The organism is Leucobacter shiyiweii, assembly GCF_052446065.1.
Classification (GTDB): Bacteria; Actinomycetota; Actinomycetes; order Actinomycetales; family Microbacteriaceae; genus Leucobacter.
Genome location: NZ_JBQTGR010000003.1, coordinates 36,201 through 53,981, shown reverse-complemented (window position 1 = coordinate 53,981; position 17,781 = coordinate 36,201). Strand labels below are relative to the sequence as shown.

At 62.6% G+C, this 17,781-nt stretch carries 27 protein-coding genes; 25 read left to right on the top strand and 2 right to left on the bottom strand.

Annotated elements, in window-relative coordinates; translation table 11 throughout:
* Positions 1 to 267 precede the first annotated feature (267 nt).
* The 17 genes from ACTNFJ_RS12775 (at position 268) to ACTNFJ_RS12695 (ending at position 7,866) form a co-directional block, all read left to right on the top strand.
* On the top strand, positions 268 to 558 hold the full coding sequence (locus ACTNFJ_RS12775) for a hypothetical protein (protein ID WP_330194015.1): 291 nt from the start codon (positions 268 to 270) through the stop codon (positions 556 to 558).
* Positions 559 to 600: 42 nt separating this feature from the next.
* A complete protein-coding gene (locus tag ACTNFJ_RS12770) occupies positions 601 to 1,014 on the top strand; it encodes a hypothetical protein (RefSeq protein ID WP_086991050.1) in 414 nt (137 codons plus the stop codon).
* A 311-nt stretch (positions 1,015 to 1,325) separates the two neighbouring features.
* A complete protein-coding gene (locus ACTNFJ_RS12765) occupies positions 1,326 to 1,535 on the top strand; it encodes a hypothetical protein (RefSeq protein WP_330194016.1) in 210 nt (69 codons plus the stop codon).
* Positions 1,536 to 1,566: 31 nt separating this feature from the next.
* Positions 1,567 to 1,929, top strand: coding sequence for a hypothetical protein (locus ACTNFJ_RS12760; protein WP_330194017.1), 363 nt, complete (start codon positions 1,567 to 1,569; stop codon positions 1,927 to 1,929).
* A 70-nt stretch (positions 1,930 to 1,999) separates the two neighbouring features.
* Positions 2,000 to 2,203 (top strand): hypothetical protein, encoded by a 204-nt coding sequence (locus tag ACTNFJ_RS12755; RefSeq protein ID WP_330194018.1) that lies wholly within the window; start codon positions 2,000 to 2,002, stop codon positions 2,201 to 2,203.
* A 364-nt stretch (positions 2,204 to 2,567) separates the two neighbouring features.
* Positions 2,568 to 2,819: a glutaredoxin-like protein NrdH gene (nrdH, locus tag ACTNFJ_RS12750; RefSeq protein WP_330194019.1), complete on the top strand. Its 252-nt coding sequence runs from the start codon at positions 2,568 to 2,570 to the stop codon at positions 2,817 to 2,819.
* A 29-nt stretch (positions 2,820 to 2,848) separates the two neighbouring features.
* Positions 2,849 to 3,040 carry a hypothetical protein gene (locus ACTNFJ_RS12745; protein ID WP_330194020.1) on the top strand — a complete coding sequence of 64 codons (192 nt, stop codon included), beginning with the start codon at positions 2,849 to 2,851 and terminating at the stop codon, positions 3,038 to 3,040.
* Positions 3,037 to 3,558 carry a thermonuclease family protein gene (locus ACTNFJ_RS12740; protein ID WP_330194021.1) on the top strand — a complete coding sequence of 174 codons (522 nt, stop codon included), beginning with the start codon at positions 3,037 to 3,039 and terminating at the stop codon, positions 3,556 to 3,558. The genes ACTNFJ_RS12745 and ACTNFJ_RS12740 overlap by 4 nt, the downstream gene beginning before the upstream one ends.
* 89 nt (positions 3,559 to 3,647) lie before the next feature.
* Entirely contained in the window at positions 3,648 to 4,007 is a 360-nt protein-coding gene (locus ACTNFJ_RS12735; RefSeq protein WP_086991045.1) for a single-stranded DNA-binding protein, read from the top strand.
* An 88-nt stretch (positions 4,008 to 4,095) separates the two neighbouring features.
* Complete coding sequence (locus ACTNFJ_RS12730) at positions 4,096 to 4,887, top strand: ParA family protein (RefSeq protein ID WP_196971805.1); 792 nt, start codon at positions 4,096 to 4,098, stop codon at positions 4,885 to 4,887.
* Positions 4,880 to 5,269, top strand: a complete 390-nt coding sequence (locus ACTNFJ_RS12725) for a ParB family protein (protein WP_196971804.1) — start codon at positions 4,880 to 4,882, stop codon at positions 5,267 to 5,269. Before ACTNFJ_RS12730 ends, ACTNFJ_RS12725 begins: the two co-directional genes overlap by 8 nt.
* A gap of 13 nt (positions 5,270 to 5,282) precedes the next feature.
* Positions 5,283 to 5,648: a hypothetical protein gene (locus ACTNFJ_RS12720; RefSeq protein WP_196971803.1), complete on the top strand. Its 366-nt coding sequence runs from the start codon at positions 5,283 to 5,285 to the stop codon at positions 5,646 to 5,648.
* Positions 5,648 to 5,833, top strand: coding sequence for a hypothetical protein (locus ACTNFJ_RS12715; protein ID WP_435907652.1), 186 nt, complete (start codon positions 5,648 to 5,650; stop codon positions 5,831 to 5,833). The genes ACTNFJ_RS12720 and ACTNFJ_RS12715 overlap by 1 nt, the downstream gene beginning before the upstream one ends.
* A gap of 11 nt (positions 5,834 to 5,844) precedes the next feature.
* The gene (locus ACTNFJ_RS12710; RefSeq protein ID WP_435907653.1) at positions 5,845 to 6,027 is read left to right on the top strand and encodes a hypothetical protein; all 183 of its coding nucleotides are present in this window, start codon (positions 5,845 to 5,847) and stop codon (positions 6,025 to 6,027) included.
* A 164-nt stretch (positions 6,028 to 6,191) separates the two neighbouring features.
* Positions 6,192 to 6,434, top strand: a complete 243-nt coding sequence (locus ACTNFJ_RS12705; RefSeq protein WP_435907654.1) for an antitoxin VbhA family protein — start codon at positions 6,192 to 6,194, stop codon at positions 6,432 to 6,434.
* Positions 6,434 to 7,294: a Fic/DOC family protein gene (locus ACTNFJ_RS12700; RefSeq protein ID WP_435907655.1), complete on the top strand. Its 861-nt coding sequence runs from the start codon at positions 6,434 to 6,436 to the stop codon at positions 7,292 to 7,294. Before ACTNFJ_RS12705 ends, ACTNFJ_RS12700 begins: the two co-directional genes overlap by 1 nt.
* Positions 7,295 to 7,296: 2 nt before the next feature.
* On the top strand, positions 7,297 to 7,866 hold the full coding sequence (locus ACTNFJ_RS12695; protein WP_231555071.1) for a recombinase family protein: 570 nt from the start codon (positions 7,297 to 7,299) through the stop codon (positions 7,864 to 7,866).
* A gap of 307 nt (positions 7,867 to 8,173) precedes the next feature.
* On the opposite strand, the gene ACTNFJ_RS12690 is transcribed toward ACTNFJ_RS12695, so the two are convergent.
* Positions 8,174 to 8,506 (bottom strand): hypothetical protein, encoded by a 333-nt coding sequence (locus ACTNFJ_RS12690; RefSeq protein WP_047523838.1) that lies wholly within the window; start codon positions 8,504 to 8,506, stop codon positions 8,174 to 8,176.
* Between the two features lie 266 nt (positions 8,507 to 8,772).
* Between ACTNFJ_RS12690 and ACTNFJ_RS12685 the strand changes: the two genes are divergently transcribed.
* The 4 genes from ACTNFJ_RS12685 to ACTNFJ_RS12670 are packed head-to-tail and all read left to right on the top strand — an operon-like array spanning position 8,773 to position 13,441.
* Complete coding sequence (locus ACTNFJ_RS12685; protein ID WP_086991031.1) at positions 8,773 to 9,117, top strand: MobC family plasmid mobilization relaxosome protein; 345 nt, start codon at positions 8,773 to 8,775, stop codon at positions 9,115 to 9,117.
* Positions 9,118 to 9,121: 4 nt separating this feature from the next.
* Positions 9,122 to 10,846: a relaxase/mobilization nuclease domain-containing protein gene (locus ACTNFJ_RS12680; protein WP_047523835.1), complete on the top strand. Its 1,725-nt coding sequence runs from the start codon at positions 9,122 to 9,124 to the stop codon at positions 10,844 to 10,846.
* Positions 10,846 to 11,724 carry a DUF3801 domain-containing protein gene (locus ACTNFJ_RS12675; RefSeq protein WP_047523833.1) on the top strand — a complete coding sequence of 293 codons (879 nt, stop codon included), beginning with the start codon at positions 10,846 to 10,848 and terminating at the stop codon, positions 11,722 to 11,724. Before ACTNFJ_RS12680 ends, ACTNFJ_RS12675 begins: the two co-directional genes overlap by 1 nt.
* A gap of 4 nt (positions 11,725 to 11,728) precedes the next feature.
* On the top strand, positions 11,729 to 13,441 hold the full coding sequence (locus ACTNFJ_RS12670) for a VirD4-like conjugal transfer protein, CD1115 family (protein WP_435907656.1): 1,713 nt from the start codon (positions 11,729 to 11,731) through the stop codon (positions 13,439 to 13,441).
* Here the strand turns inward: ACTNFJ_RS12670 and ACTNFJ_RS12665 are convergent.
* Positions 13,438 to 13,746, bottom strand: coding sequence for a hypothetical protein (locus ACTNFJ_RS12665; protein WP_444711822.1), 309 nt, complete (start codon positions 13,744 to 13,746; stop codon positions 13,438 to 13,440). The two genes, ACTNFJ_RS12670 and ACTNFJ_RS12665, sit on opposite strands and share 4 nt — an antisense overlap.
* Positions 13,747 to 13,829: 83 nt before the next feature.
* Here ACTNFJ_RS12665 and ACTNFJ_RS12660 point away from each other — a divergent pair, with 83 nt between their 5' ends.
* The 4 genes from ACTNFJ_RS12660 to ACTNFJ_RS12645 are packed head-to-tail and all read left to right on the top strand — an operon-like array spanning position 13,830 to position 17,775.
* On the top strand, positions 13,830 to 14,033 hold the full coding sequence (locus tag ACTNFJ_RS12660) for a hypothetical protein (protein WP_047523827.1): 204 nt from the start codon (positions 13,830 to 13,832) through the stop codon (positions 14,031 to 14,033).
* A 12-nt stretch (positions 14,034 to 14,045) separates the two neighbouring features.
* Positions 14,046 to 14,891 (top strand): VirB6/TrbL-like conjugal transfer protein, CD1112 family, encoded by an 846-nt coding sequence (locus ACTNFJ_RS12655; protein WP_435907658.1) that lies wholly within the window; start codon positions 14,046 to 14,048, stop codon positions 14,889 to 14,891.
* Between the two features lie 3 nt (positions 14,892 to 14,894).
* The gene (locus tag ACTNFJ_RS12650; protein ID WP_435907659.1) at positions 14,895 to 15,446 is read left to right on the top strand and encodes a PrgI family protein; all 552 of its coding nucleotides are present in this window, start codon (positions 14,895 to 14,897) and stop codon (positions 15,444 to 15,446) included.
* Positions 15,391 to 17,775 (top strand): VirB4-like conjugal transfer ATPase, CD1110 family, encoded by a 2,385-nt coding sequence (locus ACTNFJ_RS12645; protein WP_407640210.1) that lies wholly within the window; start codon positions 15,391 to 15,393, stop codon positions 17,773 to 17,775. The genes ACTNFJ_RS12650 and ACTNFJ_RS12645 overlap by 56 nt, the downstream gene beginning before the upstream one ends.
* Positions 17,776 to 17,781 lie beyond the last annotated feature (6 nt).

Here is a 17,781-nt window from a genome sequence, read left to right as displayed (position 1 = left end):
CGCACCGCGACCCAGACAAAGCAGTGCAGCTCGAAGAGCTGCACCATAGTGACGGCCGCAAGCGGCCGCAGTGCTTGAACGCTTCGCGTTTTTTACCTTGAAGCCTGGCGGCATTCTACGTTCGCTCAACCTGCGCGCAAGTGCTTTCGCGGCATATCCTCGCTCGCTGCGCTCACTCCGGTATTCCACGGTCACTTGCACTCCGGCGTCGCTCTCTGCGAAAGGCGTAAACGCCTTCAAGGCAAAAAAACGTGAGGGAGAGAGAACATGGCCACCACCTACATCTGCAAGAGCTGCGCCGGACTGGCACCCGTTGGAATCGGCTACGCGGCCGAGGGCACCGACACCGAGGCGCAGCAGTGCGCCGAGCGGATCGCGTGCGAGTGTGGCCAGAGCCGAACCGCGAACGCTTGGGCCGTGCTCAACTGCCCATGCACCCGCATTCTTGGCCTGTACTCGACCGAGGAAGCAGCGACGGCCGCCGCCGAATGGTTCGGCTCGTGCAGCTTCGCCTACCGGCTGGACGACGCCGAGCGCGACCGGCTCATCGCCGCCTAAATAGACCTATAAGCCCTATAAGACCTAACGAAAGGTAAAACCATGAAGCCCACCCGAGTTATCCCGTTCGACACCGCACACATCGCCGGAGCTGACGAGTTCCACCGCTCGACCGCTGAACAGTTCCGCCAGGCAATCGGCCCCGGCGTGTTCATGTCGCTTGGTGCAAGCCAGCTCGCAGCAGTGCCCGGCCGCTACGACCGCGGCGGCCTACTGTTCACCGCCCGCATCCTTCCATTCACGCGAACCGGCGACCGCTACGCGGCCGCTCGCAACATGGCCGTGCTCGTGAGCACCACCCCGCTCGATGAAATCGAAATCGAGGTGCGCGAGTACGCCCGCGGCATCGAGCACGCGAAGATCGAAGGCGTCTACATCGACCAGCTCGCCCGCGTCCTGCTCGCCCTGGACTACGACGGCACCGAGGCACTGAACCCCCGCTACTGGCAGCAATAGACCTATAAGGGCCATTAGAGCCAGTCGCAGCCCGCCGCCAGCTCGGCGGCGGGCGAGGGGCAGCCGCCCCTCGCGCTCCCCCACCTACATCGACGGCCGCAAGCGGCCGACCATACCGGAACGCTGCGCGTTCTTTTGCCGTGAAGCCTGCGGCATTCTACGTTCGCTCAACCTGCGCGCAAGTGCTTTCGCGGCATATCCTCGCTCGCTGCGCTCACTCCGGTATTCCACGGTGGGTTGCACTCCGGCGTCGCTCTCTGCGAAAGGCGTAAACGCCTTCAAGGCAAAAAAACGAGAGGGAGAGAGACACCATGCAGAGCATCAGCACCATCACGACCATCGTTCCCATCGTGGACGACACCGAGATTCCGCGGCAGCTTCGCAAGCTCGCAGAGCGCGACGAAGACCTGATGAGCTACGCGCGCAGCGGCTACAGGCTCGCAAACACCGTGGCGATCACCGGCCCCGAGTTCGTGACGTTCGTGGACACGCTGACCCGCGACCCCGAAACCATCAACTAATAGACCTATAAGACCTAAAGGAGATAAAACCATGAGCATCAAAGTTCCTGAGATTGGCACCCGCGTTATGGGCCTGCTCAACCTGGGCGGCCGGGGCACCTGCCTTAGCTTCGCTACCGTCACCGGCCACCGCCGCGAGGAAGGATCGCGAACTGTCATCGCTATCGAGGTCGAGCACGACGGCGGCGAGCTGGGCAGCTACCGCATGAACACCTACCCGGACTTCTGGGAGCTGGTCACAGATCACCAGGTGAGCGGAGCCGACGTGCAGCCGGTACGCGGCGAAGGGTGGCAAGCCCGCTTCGGCCGCTCCCCCGTTCGAGCTACGCACGCCGAGGCGGTCGAAGACGCCCGCCAATGGTGGGCAGCGAAAGCCGAATCGAAAAAGGCCTAGACACCATTAGACCTATTAGGTACAATAGACCTATAAACCCCATAACCCCCAAACTTGGAAGGTTGACCCCATGACCATCACCGCCGAGCACCTGACCATCACTCTCGAAGACGGCCGCGAGCTGATCGGCCGAACCCCCGTCGAGCTGGCGCACAAGTGGGCCGAGGCCGAGCACGGCGAAGAGTGGCAGCAGCTCAGCGCCGCAAAGCAGAGCATCGAAATCACCGCTGCGCTCGATGCGCTCAACAGGGCAGCGCAGGAGTACAGCGAATGAGTGCCCGCCGCCCGCGGCCGTTCGGCCGCGGGCACCAGGCGGCAGCGCCGGGGCGCTGCACCGGCCGCATCCGCGACCGGGGCCGCCGACAGAGGGCGGCCATGTGTCGGCCGCTGCGCGGCCGCCCATCTTTCAAATCGTATTTTGCCGTGAAGCCTGCGGCATTCTACGTTCGCTCCACCTACACGCAAGTGCTTTCGCGGCATATCCTCGCGTCTCTCGCTGGCGCTCGGCCGCTCCGGTATTCCACGGTCACTTGCCCTCCGGCTGCGCTCGCTACGAAGGCACATGGTGCCTTCACGGCAAAAAAACGTGAGGGGAGTGTCAGAGGGAACCGAGGCACTGGGCAGGAAAGGAACCGATCATGAGCTTTACAGTCACCGTCTACAGCAAGCCGAGCTGCGTGCAGTGCACCGCGACCTATCGGGCGCTCGATAACAAGGGCATCAACTACCAGGTGATCGACGTGAGCGCCGACGCCGAGGCCGCCGAGTACGTCAAGGGGCTGGGCTACATGCAGGCACCCGTCGTCGTCACCGATGACGAGCACTGGTCAGGCTTTCGACCCGACAAGATCGAAGCGCTCTCGCAGCGACTCACTGACACCGCGGAATAGACCCATAAGACCCATAAGGGGGAAATATCATGCTGACCAAAGAAGAGCGCGCCGCGTGGATCGCGCAGCGAGAGGCCGAGCACCAGAAGATCAAAGACCGCATCCGTGCAGCCGGGATCAAGTACCCGCTGGGCTGGGATGAAATGGGATCGAGCGAGAAAGATATGTGGGAAGACCGCATGATCCGCTCTATCGACCGGCTCGAAGGGAAGAGCAAGTGAGGGCGGCCGCGCTGCGCACGATCCTTGCAGGCGTGCTCGCACTCGCTAGCGCCACCGGCCTACAGAGCTGCACCGAGACGAGCGCAGCCGACGCCGAGCTGCTGCCCGCCGAGAGTGCGCAAGTGATCGCCGTAGTAGACGGCGACACCATCGACGTGCAGACGGCCGGGGGAGAGGCGCGCGTGCGCCTCATCGGCCTCGATACACCCGAAATCAACCGAGACGGCGGGCAGGACGACTGCTACGCGCAAGAGGCCCGCGACGAGCTGAACGCAATGGTCTACGGGCAGGCGGTCGAGCTACGCGCCGATCCTACTCAGGATGACACCGACCGCTATGGGCGACTGCTGCGCCATGTCTACATCGACGGGCAGAGCGCAGCCGTCATGCTGCTCGAAGCAGGAGCCGCGCACGAGTACACCTACGATGCGCCCTACATCGGCCAGGCCGAGCACCGCGACGCAGAGCGCGCAGCGCAGGCCGACGCGCTGGGAATGTGGGGGAGCTGCACCGGATAATCTGCCGAAACCATAGACACGACTAGACCTATTAGGTACAATAGACCTATAAACCCCATAACCCCGAAACCGAACCGAGAGGAAAGATCATGACCACCTTCATCAGCTTCACCGGGAACCTGGCCAAGGCACCCGAGCTGCGCACCGACAAGAACGGCCGCCCCTACACCTTCGCTCGCGTCATCCGCACGGATCGCGTGAACAAGGGAGGCGAGTTCGAGGACGGCGGCACCGAAGGCTACGACGTTGCAGTCTGGGGAGCCGACGCCGAGGCGTTGTGCGACCTCGCTGAGCGTTGCGGGAACGTGCGCGTGAACGTCGCGGGCGAAGAGCTGCTGGACACCTACACGAACGACGAGGGCAACACCCGCACCGTTCGCAAGGTGCTCGATGCAGAGGTGACCGTGAGCCTTCGCGGCCAGACCGTCACCGTCGAGCGCCGGAACTAGACCGCCGAGATAGTGGGCTGCCAAGGTGCAGCCCACTATCTGCCCCCAATAGGGGTATTAGTACCATTAGACCTGAAAGAAGGGCACCATGATTCTTGCGTATTGCAACCAGAAGGGCGGAGTGGGGAAGTCCACGACCGTCTACCACCACGCCCGCGCCGCGATCCTCGACGGACAGCGCGTGCTTGTGATCGACGCCGACCCGCAGGGCAACATCACCAGCGTTCTCACCGAAGACATGCAAGAGGGCGACGTCGGAGTGGCAGACGCGCTCAGTAGCCGCAGCGAAGACACGCTGGCTGACGTGCTCGTGCCCGGCATCTGGGAAGGCCTCACGGTCGCGCCGACCGTGGGCGACAACCTGGCCGACGTGCGAAACGAACTCGTTATCTCATCGGAGCCAGGCCGCGAATCGCGGCTGCGCGCGCAGCTCGCCGCGATCCAGGCCGAATATGACCTGGTGCTCATCGACTGTGGCCCCGCTATCGACCCGCTGACGATCAGCGCGCTCACGGCAGCCGAGGCAGTCGTGATCGTCTCACAGTCGAAGCTGTGGAGCGTCAACGGCCTCGCGAAGCTCATGACCACCGTGGGCCAGGTGCGCGAGCACTATAACCCGCAGCTCACGGTCGCCGGTCTGGTGCTCAACGCGCACGAGGCGCACACGCTCGCGGGAGGCTACTGGGCTGACGAGCTGACGGCGGCCGCCGAGGCCGCACAGCTCCCGATTCTTACCCCACCCGTGCCGAAGCGGCAGGCAATCGCAGATGCTACCGAGACGGCCCGCGGATTGGACGAAGGTGACGCGCAGGCGCGCGACCTCGCCGCGATCTACGCCGCACACATCGACCAGCTTATGAAGGGAACTGCTCATGTCTAAGAAACCCGAACGCCGACGCTCACAACTCGGCAGCATGTCGCCCGTAGCGCCGACGAGCGGCCGCGTTGAGACGGCACAGCCGGCCCCTGAGAGAACAGCACCCGCAGCGCCCGCTGCGCCAAAGCGCACCGTGACGGCCGCCAGCTCGAAGCCTGGCACCCGCACGAAGATGGGCTATTACGCGGCCCCGGAGGATAGCGAACGCATCCGGGCAGCGTTCATCGCAGCGAGGAACGCAGGGCGGCCGTATCGGTCACTCTCCGACTTCCAGCTTGAAGCAATTCTCGAGAAGGTAGTGCAGCTCGAAACCGAGCTGAACGGCGGCCGACCGTTCGAGGGCGCACCCGCGCACAGCCTGTCACCCGGCCGCCCGATGGAGTAGGGGAGTAACCACAATGGCAATCAACGAGGAACAGCGGCAGCTCGAAATCGCCGCCGAGGCCGAAGAGCTGGCGCGTACGCTCGCGCACTCAACCCGCGATGTACCGCACCCGCGCGACTCATACCGGCTGCTCGGTGAGCTGGGCGCGACTATCGACCACCTGGCGCAGGTGATTGACCAGCTCGGCAAGTGGCACAGCCGCACCGAGGACGGCACGCACTACGACGGTGAAGACGGCGACGGAACCGGCAGCGCCCGTGCGGCCGCTGACGAGCTGACCACCGCAGCAAACATGCTCAAGTTGGCATCGAGTCACGTTCACCGGGCACACGGCCACAACGGCGTCGTGCGTTGGTATCAGGAGCCGCAGGAGAGCTGATGAGCGCGCTACAGATCATCTACTACGTCGGGATCGCCGTAGGCATCGCCATGTTCGTTGCATCATGGCTGATCCGCCGTAAGCAGATCACCGAAGGCCCGCTGGCCCGAGCTGAGAAACCGTTGATGCTCGGGGGAGCGGCCGTCACGCTAGCCTTCGCGCTGCTCGGCTTCGCCACGATATGAGAGGGGCAGCTATGACTCAGAACGATCAGATGAGCGACGCGGAGCTGGCGCGTGAGATGAGCCGACTTGAGGCGGCGATAGCCGCCGCTGCGAGTGACGAAGAGCGGCAGCGCTGCAATGCGTTGTTGAGCGAAGTGCGCTTCGAGCTGATGAAGCGCGGCCACATCGCACAAGGTGGAGGCTGCGCCCAATAACGGTCGTTTTCGGGCAGCCGTGCCGGACAGCCCGCCGAGGCAGCGACACGCCGCTATCTGACCGACCGAAACCTATGACCGAAACCAACCCCGACCCGAAACCCGACCTATACCGTTTGCGGGCAGGCCGGTAAAATCAGGAGTACACCAGGAGGTGCAGCATTATGTCGCAACCATCATTTGACGTAGAGGCCCGCTGGCCCGAGCTGTTCGACCAGCTCGACGCTGACCAGCGCCGAGCCGTTGTGCGCTCGCTCGCGGCAGGCTGGCATGAGGGATGGGAGCCGAACCGCGAAGACGTGGCCGACCTCATCGACTACACGCGCGGCGCGCTGACTTTCGAGGACTACCAGGCACGCTCGGCCGACAAGGCGGCGCGCATCGCCGGAGCGGCCGCCGCGCTCTGATGCCGCAGCAGTTCGACTCGTGGGCGTCATACTTCTACCCGGAAACCTACGACGCTCAGACCGGCCACGGTGTGATGCGCAACGTGCCCGGCATCCGAGACTTCGACGGGTTGCGCAGCTACGACTATCGCATGTCGTTCGCTCGGCGTACCGAGCTTGAGCTGCGCCCCGATCTAGTGGCTCGCACGTTCGACGGCGAGCACATGAAAGCAATCCACGGGCAATTATTCGGTGATGTCTACCCCTGGGCTGGGCAGTACCGAACGGTGAACATGGCGAAGGGTGGCACGGCCCCGTTCGCTGATGCTCACAACGGCGCGATAGACGCCTATCTGACCGACGTTCGTTCGATGGTTGAGCGCACCGATTGGGCGCAGCTCGACCACGCAGCGTTCGCGGAACGCTCGGCCGAAATCTTCTCCCACGTCAACCAGGCTCATCCGTTCAGGGAGGGCAACGGTAGGACGACCAAGGTGTTCATGGAACACATCGCGGAGCGGTCGCCGTACACGCTTGAGTTCGAGCGTGTGCCCGAGGAAGTCTGGAACCTGGCATCGGCCGCCACGCGGCCGCCGATGGGGGAGTACACCCCGAATCATCGGCCTATGGTGCCCGTGTTCGAGCACGCGGCCGTGCCGCGGTCGAACGTGCTCATGCACGAGGGCGGCCGCGTCACAGGCGACGCAGCGCCCGAGAAGCCGATGACGCTCGGAGAGCGCATCGAGCGCAAGATGAACGAGCTGCGCGAAGCTCGGCCGAGCAAGCCGAAGCACGCAGCAGATCGCGGCCCGGATACGCCCGAGCTGGGCGACGGTACGAAGCCGAAGCCGCCCGAGCGCGGCCCGAGCTTAGGACGATAACCGTGAAGCTCGGATACACCCGTGTCAGCACCCGCGAGCAGAATGCAGACTCGCAGATCGCCCGCCTCGAACAGGCAGGCTGCGAACGCATTTTCGTTGACGTTGGCTATTCAAGTCGCGTTGAGGATCGCCCCGACTGGATCGAGTGCCGCAAGATTCAACGCCCCGGTGATGAGCTGGTGATTCCCTCGCTCGACCGCGTAGCAGGCACCGACAGCATCGCTATCTCGGTCATCCGTGACCACGCAGCGCGAGGCGTGAAGCTGCGCAGCCTCGATGAACCGTGGATGGACATAGACCCGTCAACAGCGATGGGCGAAGCCATGCTCAAGATCATGGCGACGCTCGCGCAGCTCCGCGTCGATATGATCCGCGAGAACACCCGGCGAGGCGTCGAGCACGCACGCTCCCAGGGTCGCATCGGCGGCCGCCCGACCGTCATGACACCCGAGCGAATCGCAATGGCGAAGACCATGCGGGAGGCTGACCCGCCGATGAGCTACGCGCAAATCGCGCTCGCACTTGGCGTCGGCCGCAGCTCGGTAAGCCGTGCTCTATCGAAGCCCGAGTAGCCCCGCTACTCGCAGTGATGCTTACCCCGATATGAAGCCCGCAGCGTAGGCCTGGCGAGGGTCAAGGGTGCGGCGAAGCCGCATCGCGCAGCGACGCAAAGCGCCCTTGAGGCTCGCCAGGCCGGAGCTAATCTCGTATCATCGGGGGAAGCCCTCACACACAAAACCGCGAGCGAAAGGAGACACCATGCAGATCATGGCAGTCGTCCTCATCGTCGTCGCGGTTCTGGTGATCGCACTTGTTATCAAGCTCGTGTTGTTCGGCGCGGGTGCGATCATCCGCGGCATCATCTGGCTCGTGCAAGCCCTACTGATCGGTATTGGCCGCGCTGTAGTTTGGCTCGTGTTCGGCGTGCGCCGACTGTACTGGCGACTGCGCCGCTGACGCCGACGCTGCGCGACGCTGCGCGGCCGGAATGAGCGTCGAGCGCTCACCCTTGCTCAGAGCAAAGACCTTCGCAATATCGGCGCGCGTCAGGTCACCGGCGTCAAGAATCTCGGCGGCCGTATCCGCAGCCTTGACGCTCGCGGCGCGTGCATCCTCAAGTGCTTTGCCGAACGTGCTCAGACGCTTGCGCTTGGCCTTCAGCCGCGCTTCATCCTCTTTGAGCAGATCGTCAATGTTCCGTTCAGTAGACATGCTGACTCCCTTTTCTGAGCCAGCCCGGCAGGGCTGGCGCTGACAGAGCCGACCGCGCGCAGCGCGGCCGACTCTCATTTTGCTACGCAGAGGATCGGCTGCGCCGATACCCCTACGCTACCCAGTCTAGCGACTGTGCAGCTTCGGGGGTAGGATGGACTCACGGAGGGTAGCAAGCATAGCAAGTGGTAACCACTTGCGGCTTGTCCGTCCGGAAGGACTGACAATAACAGGCTTGCAGCCCGAACCCGCTAGTAGGAGAGAGCATGACGAACCCGGAGCCACGCAGAGCACGGCCGGTTCGCAAGCTCATTTCATTTTCTGACTCTGAGTGGGCGACGGTTGAGCGCCGCATGTCTCTCGCGGAGGCGTCGAGCTTCGATGAGTTCGCGCGGCGAACGATTCTCGACGGTGAAGTGAAGGTGCGAAAGATCGCGTTCGATCCTGCACCGCTCGGTGCTGAGCTTGCGAGGATCGGCAACAACATCAACCAGATCGCGAGGCAGGCGAACACGGAGAACGTTGCGACGCTGGATGAAGTGAAGTACACGCGCCAGCTCGTGCGCGAGATTCAAGCTCTGATCGAGCAGGCAGCGAAAGCGGCGGAGTGAGCACATGGCCGTTGTGAAGATGGGGCAGATCAAGTCAACACCCGCGAAGGCGTTGGCTTACATCTCGCGCCCTGACGCAACGGCTGACGGTGTGTGGGTTTCGACAAACGCAGATACGATCATCGACCCGTCTGACTTCAAGGCCGTTGCTCGGCAGTTCGAGCAGACCGCGCAGCGGGTCGGCGTCTCGAAGGCTCGCGAAGGTAGTGTGCTCGCGCATCATGTGATCCAGTCGTTCGACCCGAAGGACGGCGTAGACACTGCTACCGCGCATCGACTCGGCGTGCAGCTCGCGGAGCAGATCACGGGCGGATCGCACGAGTACATGATTGCAACGCACCTCGATAAGGGGCACGTTCACAATCACATCATCTTGAACGCAGTGAACCGCGAAACCGGCCGACGGTTCCGTGTTCAGAAGAGCACCATTGGCAACATTCGCGACATGAGCGATGAGCTATGCAGGGCGCAAGGCTTGAGCGTTCTACCGAAGCCCGAGCGCGCAAGCGGGCGGTCGATGGCAGACATTTACCGCGTGCTCAAGGGGGAGAGCGGCAAGCAGTTCATTCGCACCGAGATTGACAAAGCAGCCATTCGTGCGACGAGCTGGACAGAGTTTCAAGCGATCCTCGGTCGCGCAGGCGTCGAAGTATCGACACGCGGCGGCCGCTCGGGCACACTCTCATTCCGCGAAATCTCGATGCCTCGACCGGTGCGCGATTACCGACTGGGCGCGGCGTACTCCGAAGCGTCAATCATGGCTCGGCTCACGCGCCAGGTTGTCAATCAGATCGGCGTCGATGTGTCGATGGTGACGAAGGAGACGCGCGACACGATGACCGTGATTGTTCCGGGCACGAAGCGCGAGCTACACCTGACCGTTGCCAAGACTCAGATCGTTCGGCATGGTCGAGCGCTGCGCATCTATGTACCTGCAAACGATGAGCACCGGCTATCCGATGCACGCGGCAACCTGGCAAAGACAGTGCCCACTATCGGCCTGTACAAGTGGTTCTCGGAACCTGATCTAGTGGGTGCAACGCACTACGCGAAGAACGCGCAGCTCGGTGGAAACTTGACGAAGTGGCAGACCGGCCTCAGCGAGCTACGCACCCTCGAAGCTCGCGTGAACGCGAAGGCTCGATGGATGAGTGACAGCGGGCGCAGCGGCCCCGATGCCGCTATCGAACGCGCACGCGCGTTCGTTGCCGAGCGTCACTTCGCGTACCAGACAACGCTTGTAGCAGCAGCCGAACTCATGGTGACACCGGCAGGTGACCCCGCACAGCTTGCAGGCCTACAAGCACAACTCCGCATTATGGAACGTGAGATTGACGGAGCCAAGAGCGACATTCACGCACTGACCCAGCTAACGAAGGAGGAAGCGAAGATGTCTGTATCAGATCGAATTCATGCGCAGTCGAACGCTGCGCGAGAGGGCAGCGAACGAGCGCAGCAGCAGCGCCAGCGAGAGCAGGCAGCGCAGCGACTCAGCCGCGATGTTGCAGCGGGCGATGCCGAGACGCACGCACAGCGCGCCGCACGCGCTGACGAACGCTCGGCCGATGCGGTCACGCTCGATGACGCAGAGCAGGATCGCGACGGCGGCACACGCTCGATGACACTGCAAGACCGCCTCGAAATGGAAGCGAACAAGCTGCGCGCACGCAACGAAGATCGCCAGCGACCGGACGCACCGACACGCAACAACGATGGAAGGACACGATAATGGTTGACCTCGTAGACAAGGGTGAAGCCGAGCTGCAACAGCTCACACAGAAGGTCACCATGACCACATCGAGCGCCAGCATGAAGGCCTCGCTATGGGTTGGAAAGGGAGTCGCGGCCGCGCCGTTCAAAGCGGTCACCGCGATCTACCGTTCAATTCAGAAGAACGTCAACAAGCAGCGCGAGAGCGGGCAGGTTTCACTCAAAGATTTCAGCAAGATCGCGGAGGGCAAGCGCGATCTAGTGAACATCGACGACCGGGCAGTGTCGAAGGAGCTAGAGCGCGAGCTGCGACGTCACGGCGTTGTGTGGAGCGTTGAGACGCACCGCGACGGCTCGCGCACCTTCCACGTTCAGGGGAAGGATGCCGAGCTGATCCAGCACGCTCTCACGGTCGCGGCCGAGCGCGTCGATGAGAAGCTGGCGCGCAACGCGCCTGAGCTGCAACAGGGCGCAGCGCAGCAGGAGCAGCAGCAGACCGTCGAGCCGACGCTGAGCAGCGACGACCAGACACAGGTGCCCGTACACGGCACTGACGAGCTGCGCGAGGATGCACCGCGCGTCGAGAGTGCCGAGCTGAGCGAGACACGCACGCGCACTGACGATGCTGCGCCCGAGCGCGTGACGACGCAGCCAGACGAAGCGGTGACAGATCGCGGCGGCCACAGCATCGAGCGTGAACCAGCGCTCACACGCAGTGAGCAGCGGCCCGAGCAAACCGCACGCGACCGCACGCGCGCTCACGCAGCCGAGAAGATCGACAAGGACGTGAAGCAGCGCAAGGCGGAGATAGATTCGAGTAAGACGCGCACGAAGAAGCGCACGCCGAGTCGCAATGCCAGTGATGACGCACCCACGCCGAAGGCGAACCGGAGGTAGAACGATGAGCCAAGGATTCACCAAGGGCAAGGTCATTGGAGCGCTCGTCGGCGGCGGGATCGTTTTCTATCTCGGTAACCGTGCAACGCACTTCACCATGACCGAGTACGCCGCGGGCACGCCGGTCAACGAGATTCCGAAGCAGTTCCTACCCGCTCTCGGTGCCTCGCTGTTCCAGCTCGACTTCGATCAAGCTGCACTCATCGGCGGCACCGTGGCCGCCGTGCTGTTCCTACTCATCGTGCTCTACGGCATGAGCGGGAAGAAGAACACAAGGCAGGGCGAGGAACAGGGATCGGCCGCGTGGGCAACCGCGCGCGACATGAAGCCGCTGACCACGAAGAACCCCGCCGAGCGCTTGCAGCTCACCGCGACCGAAGGACTCGCGCTCGATCCGTACAAGACCCGCCGCAACCTCAACGTGTGCGTGCTCGGAGCATCGGGCACGGGCAAGACACGAGGGTATGTCTTGCCGAACCTTTCGACCATCGAAGGGTGGAGCTTCGCTGTCACCGACCCCAAGGGCGAGATTTACCGCACGATGCGCAAGCCCCTCGAAGCGAAGGGGCTGCGCGTTCGCACGTTCAACCTGGTCGATCTTCGCCAGTCCAATCGCTTCAACCCGCTCGCCTACATCAACGACACCGAACCAGAAACCGGCGTCGCTCAGCTCACCGAAACGATCATGGCGAACACCAGCGGCAAGGAGAGCCGCGGTGACGGGTTCTGGGAGCGAGCAGAGCGCGCTCTACTCACCGCGCTCATCGCCTACGTCTGGGCGACGACGACGGAGGAAAGCGGCCAGATGCACTTGCCGTCCGTGGTTGACCTGCACAAGGCGATGGAGGGTAGCGAGAGCAACCCTGACGAGTTCAACAGTGACACCGACCTCAAGATGGAGGCCGCGCGCAAGATCGTTGAAGAGTGGAAGGCAGACCCCGCCGCGTTCGGTGCAGAAGACGAGGCCGTGATGAAGATGCTCGACTTCGCCGCACGTCAGTACCGCGTCTATCAGCAAGGCCCGGCAGAGACGCGCCTGAGCGTCGTTATCTCGCTCGGCGTGCGCCTCGCGCCGCTCGACATGCACGACGTGCGCGAGATTCTTTCCAGTGACGACATTGGGCTAGATCGCGTCGGCCGAGAGCCAACGGCGCTGTTCTTGCAACTCCCAGATACACACGTCACGTTCCGATTCCTCGCTGCAATGTTCTGGCAGTCGCTGTTCGCGGAGAACGTCTACATCGCTGACCACAACGAGGGCGGCACGCTCGACGTGCCGCTGCACTGTTTCCTCGATGAGTTCGCCAACATCGGCAAGATTCCGAGCTTTGAAGTGCTCATGGCTACGATCCGCTCGCGCGGGATCAGCGCCAGCATCATCGTGCAGGCCTTCTCGCAGGGCAAGGCCATATGGCGCGATGACTGGAACGCGATTGTTGGCAACTGTGACTCGCTTCTGTTCCTGGGCGGCCGCGACCAGGAGACGAACGAGTGGCTATCTAAGCAGCTCGGAGACGAGACGATCACGATGGACGAGTTCTCGCAGACCTACGGCGTCACCGGCTCACGCACGAAGGCTCAGCGCACGTTGAAGCGTGCGCTGTTGACAGCCGACGAGATTGGGCGCATGTCGAACGACGAGGCTATTCTGCTGATTCGAGGCCTCAAGCCGTTCAAGTCGCGCAAGGCCGCGATAAAAACGACGGCAGGAGTCTAGCTAGATGCCTCTGAAATCAAGGTGGAGAGCCGCGCGAACAGCGCGGGCGTCTCAGGGGCGAGTCGGAACTGCACCGGCCGCCCCTGACGCGGCTCAGCCGCGCTCGGTGAGGCTAAGAGTAGCCCGCCCGCTTCTAGGGCGTTCAGATCGCGTGTCAGCGAAGATGCGTGCTCTGGCGCGGCCTCCCTGAGCTGCGGTGCAGTGAACGGCCCGCCAAGCCGCGCTGCACGCAGCAACAGCTCGAAGCGGCGAGGGTTCAGGTGCGAAAGCGCCCGCGCCTCAGCCTCCGAAAGTTCACCCCGCATACTCACCATTTCTACCATATCGACAAAACGACTAACTTCTCGTAAAGTATATTACGAGAAGTCGGAAACCCAAAGGAGACACCATGGACCTGCTCAACCAGATTCTCGACCTGTTCACCACCTTCGCGATCATCGGCGGCGGCCTGTGGCTGGTCTGGGGAGCGATCGTCACGGGCGGCGCGCTCAAGGATCAGAACGGCCCGCAGATTCAGACGGGCGTGTGGCAGATCATCGGCGGCGGCCTCATCATCGCGGCCGCCGCGTTGTTCAAGGTCATCGTCGCCTAGTAAGGCACCGCAATGGATATCACTGACTGGCTGGTAGCCATGCTCAACCACCTCAGCCAAGGGGCGGGGTCGGCTACCAACGACTTGTTGCTGTCGCCGGAGGTCTATAACGCAGACCTCTATTCGGCAGCGCTCACGATCCACAGCACAGCGGTGAAGCCCGTCACATCCATCGTGCTCAGCATCATGTTCGTTCTGATGCTCGCGACCACGAGCACGAGGGCTGAGGGTGACCGCGAGCTGGGCGTGCGGATCGTCGCCGCAACCATGTTCAAGATCGCTCTGGTGTTCGTGGTCGCACAGAACGCAGTGCTGCTGCTGGAAGCAATCGCATCTATCGCTACCTCGATCACGAACACCGCGAACTCGGTGGACGTGGGCACAGGCGGCGGAGACGCCGCCCTGATGGGCGATGCGATGCGCGACGACCTCGATGACCTCGGCAACATGGAGAAGTTCGGCATGATCGTCATTCTTTTCTTGCCGTGGGTGGTGCAGAAGCTCGCCGCGGTGATCGCCATTGTGCTTGTGTTCATCCGGTTCTTGCAGATGTACATGCTCACCGCGTTCGCGAGCCTGCCGCTCGCGTTCCTCGGACACGACGACACCAAGAGCATCGGCATTGGCTATCTCAAAGGCTTCGCGAGCGTCGCGTTCACGGGCGTCATCATCGTTGTCGCCGTGAAGATGTATCAAGCCCTACTCGGGGGCTGGCTCGGCAATATCGGCAGCTACGACGGCGATATGGTCGGCTTCATCTTTGGCAACTTCGGCCAATTCTTCGTCGCGCCCATCGTGCTCATCTTCCTACTGTTCGGTGCAAATGGCCTCGCCAAGAAGGTCATCGGAGAGGGCTAAGTCATGGCACTTGAAATGAAGGTCTACAAGGAGATCGCCGCCTACGAACCCAAACCGATGTTTGGGCGCACCTGGCGACAGATCGCCGCACTCGCGTTCATGGTTGGCATCGGCGGCGGCGCGTTCGCCGGAGTCACCGTAGGACTCATGGGCATCGGTCAGACGATGGAACAAGCAACGACGGTCGGCATGTACGTCATGTTCCCGTTGCTCATCCCAGCAGCCATATGGGGCTGGTGGAGACCTATGGGCCTCAAACCCGAGCAGTATCTCGGATTCTTCCTCCGCCACCACCTGATGAGAAAGACGATTAGCTATGCAGACACCTTCGAACCCCAGCCCGGTAACGACTCCGCAGGAGAACCCGTACCTGTCGCGCCCGGCGAACCTGCCGAGCCGACCAGCCGAAACCGAAGCGCCAAGCAGCGCCGAGCCGCAGCACGGAAGCTCCGCAAAACGATCACGGAACACCCGCAAGCAGAAGCAGCGCGCCGCCGCCCTGGCAAAGCCCGGAGAGCGCCGCAACCGCAAGGCCCGGAAGTCTGGCAGCGATAACGCTGGCCCCACCGGCTACAAGGCCGCGCCGAAGCGCACCCGCGACATACTGGGCTACGAAGCGATCATGCCCAGCGGCGTCGCCTGGCTCGGTGAAGATGAATGGTCGATGACACTGGGCATCAGCGACATCAACTATGTCGCAGCCGCCGAAGACCAGCAAACGAGCATCGTTGATCGCTGGGCACGATTCCTGAACAGCTACGGTGCAGGCACCCGTGTACAGGAAACCATCGTGAACCGCGTGCTCGATGACGCCGACGTGAGCCAGCTTGTGCAAAAGCCGCTGCGAGGCGACGAGTTCGATTTCTTCCGCACCGACTTCAACCGAATCGTACGCGACAAGCTCGCGGCCGCCAGCGGTAACACGGTCACGGAGAAGTACCTGACTGTTACCGTGCAAGAAACCGACCTCGAAAAGGCTGAAACGACCCTCACACGCATCTTCCACGAGGCCGAGGCAGCGCTGCAAGGCATGGACGGGTGCCAGGTGCACCGGCTCAACCGAGCCGAGCGCCTCGAAGTGTTCAGCCACATTCTGCGACCACACGAGCTGTTCACATTCAACGAAGACGAGTTCGAGCCGAACCGCAAGCTCTCAACGGCCGATTTCGTCGCGCCCTGGGAGATTGACGCCAAGGACAAGAACGGCCCGCTCATCTTCCGCAACGGCTCGGGAGACACCTACCACACCGTGCTTTGGATGCGCGATTACCCCGTGTGGCTCTCGGATCGACTCATCTCAGAGCTGACCGAAATCAAGTGCGACCTGACTATCTCGCTGCACCTTGAACCCCTCGAACAGGTCGAGGGCATGAGCCTTGTGCAGCGGCAGATCGCAGAGCTTGAAATGCAGAAGATCACCGAGCAGAAGCGCGCGACGAAGCAGGGCATCGACAAAGAAATGATCCCGCGCGCCGTCAAGGACAATCTCGAAGAGGCCCAAGGCCTCCGCGATGAGCTGCGCAGCTCGAACCAAAAGCTGTTCTCAACGGTGATGGTAATGGGAGTGAGCGCCACGTCACGCGAGAAGATGGAACAGAACGTGAAGCGCGTGATGACCGTGATTCGCAAGCAGAGCTGCACCGCCGAGGTCGCAACCTACATGCAGCTCGACGGCCTGACGACCGAACTACCTATCGGCCGCCGCCGTATCCCCATGCGGCGCACCCTGACCACGGCCGGAGCCGCAATCATTGTGCCCTTCACCACGCAAGAGCTGTTCGTTCCCGGTGGCAACTGGTACGGCGTGAACGCACAGAGCAGCAACGCGCTCGTGGCTGATCGCACCCGTACCACCAACGGCAACGGCTTCATTCTCGGCACCAGTGGCTCGGGTAAGTCGCAGAGCGGCAAGATGGAGATTACGAACGTGCTCCTGAGCCGCCCAGACGATGACGTAATCGTGATCGACCCCGAGCACGAGTACGAACCGCTCATCGAGGCATTCGGCGGCGAAGTCATCCGTATTCACGCGGGCAGTGAGCAGCGCGTGAACCCGATGGATATTGAGCTCAACTTCACGACCGGCGAAGACGACCCGATCAACGCCAAGTGCGAATTCGTGCTGACCATGCTCGAAGCGCTCGTGGGCGGCAAGGCTGGACTGACGCCCGAGCAGCGTTCAGTCGCAGACCGCAGCACCCTCACGCTCTACAGGAAGCACGCCGCCGAAGGCGGGCCAATGCCTACCCTGGTGGAGCTGCGCGAAGCACTCGCACAGAGCGGCGAAGACGCAGGCCGCGAGCTGGCGCGAATGCTCGAAATCTACACGATTGGCTCGCTCGGCGGCTTCTCGAACCGCACGAACGTCAACCCGGCAAACCGGCTTGTGTCGTGGGATATTTCCAAGCTCGGTAACGAGCTGCGCACGTTCGGCATGATGGTCATTCTCGATCAGATTTGGAACCGCGTAGCTCGCAACCGCGCCGAGGGCCGCCGCACCTGGCTCTACATTGACGAGTTCCACCTGCTGTTCTCGAACAAGTACAGCGCGGATTACTTCCGCGGCCTGTACAAGCGTGCGCGCAAGTGGGGGCTGATCCCTACCGGCATCACGCAGAACATCGAAGAGCTGCTGGCAAACCAGGACGCACGCCTGATGCTCGCGAACTGTGACTTCCTGCTGCTGCTGGGCCAGAACGCAACTGACGCCGACAGCTTGTGCGAGCTGCTGCACTTCTCCGAAGAGCAGCGCCGATTCTTCACGAACGTACAACCCGGCCACGGCCTCATGCGCTCAGGTAATGCGGTGATCCCGATGGATGGTCGCATTCCGACCGATTCAGCACTGTACAAGCTGTTCTCAACGTCATTCGGAGAGAGGTAACCCCCA

Bases quoted from the DNA above. Each gene is read 5' to 3' on its own strand.
- ACTNFJ_RS12775 (WP_330194015.1), top strand. From the start codon at position 268: ATGGCCACCACCTACATCTGCAAGAGCTGCGCCGGACTGGCACCCGTT.
- ACTNFJ_RS12770 (WP_086991050.1), top strand. From the start codon at position 601: ATGAAGCCCACCCGAGTTATCCCGTTCGACACCGCACACATCGCCGGA.
- ACTNFJ_RS12765 (WP_330194016.1), top strand. From the start codon at position 1,326: ATGCAGAGCATCAGCACCATCACGACCATCGTTCCCATCGTGGACGAC.
- ACTNFJ_RS12760 (WP_330194017.1), top strand. From the start codon at position 1,567: ATGAGCATCAAAGTTCCTGAGATTGGCACCCGCGTTATGGGCCTGCTC.
- ACTNFJ_RS12755 (WP_330194018.1), top strand. From the start codon at position 2,000: ATGACCATCACCGCCGAGCACCTGACCATCACTCTCGAAGACGGCCGC.
- nrdH (WP_330194019.1), top strand. From the start codon at position 2,568: ATGAGCTTTACAGTCACCGTCTACAGCAAGCCGAGCTGCGTGCAGTGC.
- ACTNFJ_RS12745 (WP_330194020.1), top strand. From the start codon at position 2,849: ATGCTGACCAAAGAAGAGCGCGCCGCGTGGATCGCGCAGCGAGAGGCC.
- ACTNFJ_RS12735 (WP_086991045.1), top strand. From the start codon at position 3,648: ATGACCACCTTCATCAGCTTCACCGGGAACCTGGCCAAGGCACCCGAG.
- ACTNFJ_RS12730 (WP_196971805.1), top strand. From the start codon at position 4,096: ATGATTCTTGCGTATTGCAACCAGAAGGGCGGAGTGGGGAAGTCCACG.
- ACTNFJ_RS12725 (WP_196971804.1), top strand. From the start codon at position 4,880: ATGTCTAAGAAACCCGAACGCCGACGCTCACAACTCGGCAGCATGTCG.
- ACTNFJ_RS12720 (WP_196971803.1), top strand. From the start codon at position 5,283: ATGGCAATCAACGAGGAACAGCGGCAGCTCGAAATCGCCGCCGAGGCC.
- ACTNFJ_RS12715 (WP_435907652.1), top strand. From the start codon at position 5,648: ATGAGCGCGCTACAGATCATCTACTACGTCGGGATCGCCGTAGGCATC.
- ACTNFJ_RS12710 (WP_435907653.1), top strand. From the start codon at position 5,845: ATGACTCAGAACGATCAGATGAGCGACGCGGAGCTGGCGCGTGAGATG.
- ACTNFJ_RS12705 (WP_435907654.1), top strand. From the start codon at position 6,192: ATGTCGCAACCATCATTTGACGTAGAGGCCCGCTGGCCCGAGCTGTTC.
- ACTNFJ_RS12700 (WP_435907655.1), top strand. From the start codon at position 6,434: ATGCCGCAGCAGTTCGACTCGTGGGCGTCATACTTCTACCCGGAAACC.
- ACTNFJ_RS12690 (WP_047523838.1), bottom strand. From the start codon at position 8,506: ATGTCTACTGAACGGAACATTGACGATCTGCTCAAAGAGGATGAAGCG.
- ACTNFJ_RS12685 (WP_086991031.1), top strand. From the start codon at position 8,773: ATGACGAACCCGGAGCCACGCAGAGCACGGCCGGTTCGCAAGCTCATT.
- ACTNFJ_RS12680 (WP_047523835.1), top strand. From the start codon at position 9,122: ATGGCCGTTGTGAAGATGGGGCAGATCAAGTCAACACCCGCGAAGGCG.
- ACTNFJ_RS12675 (WP_047523833.1), top strand. From the start codon at position 10,846: ATGGTTGACCTCGTAGACAAGGGTGAAGCCGAGCTGCAACAGCTCACA.
- ACTNFJ_RS12670 (WP_435907656.1), top strand. From the start codon at position 11,729: ATGAGCCAAGGATTCACCAAGGGCAAGGTCATTGGAGCGCTCGTCGGC.
- ACTNFJ_RS12665 (WP_444711822.1), bottom strand. From the start codon at position 13,746: ATGCGGGGTGAACTTTCGGAGGCTGAGGCGCGGGCGCTTTCGCACCTG.
- ACTNFJ_RS12660 (WP_047523827.1), top strand. From the start codon at position 13,830: ATGGACCTGCTCAACCAGATTCTCGACCTGTTCACCACCTTCGCGATC.
- ACTNFJ_RS12655 (WP_435907658.1), top strand. From the start codon at position 14,046: ATGGATATCACTGACTGGCTGGTAGCCATGCTCAACCACCTCAGCCAA.
- ACTNFJ_RS12650 (WP_435907659.1), top strand. From the start codon at position 14,895: ATGGCACTTGAAATGAAGGTCTACAAGGAGATCGCCGCCTACGAACCC.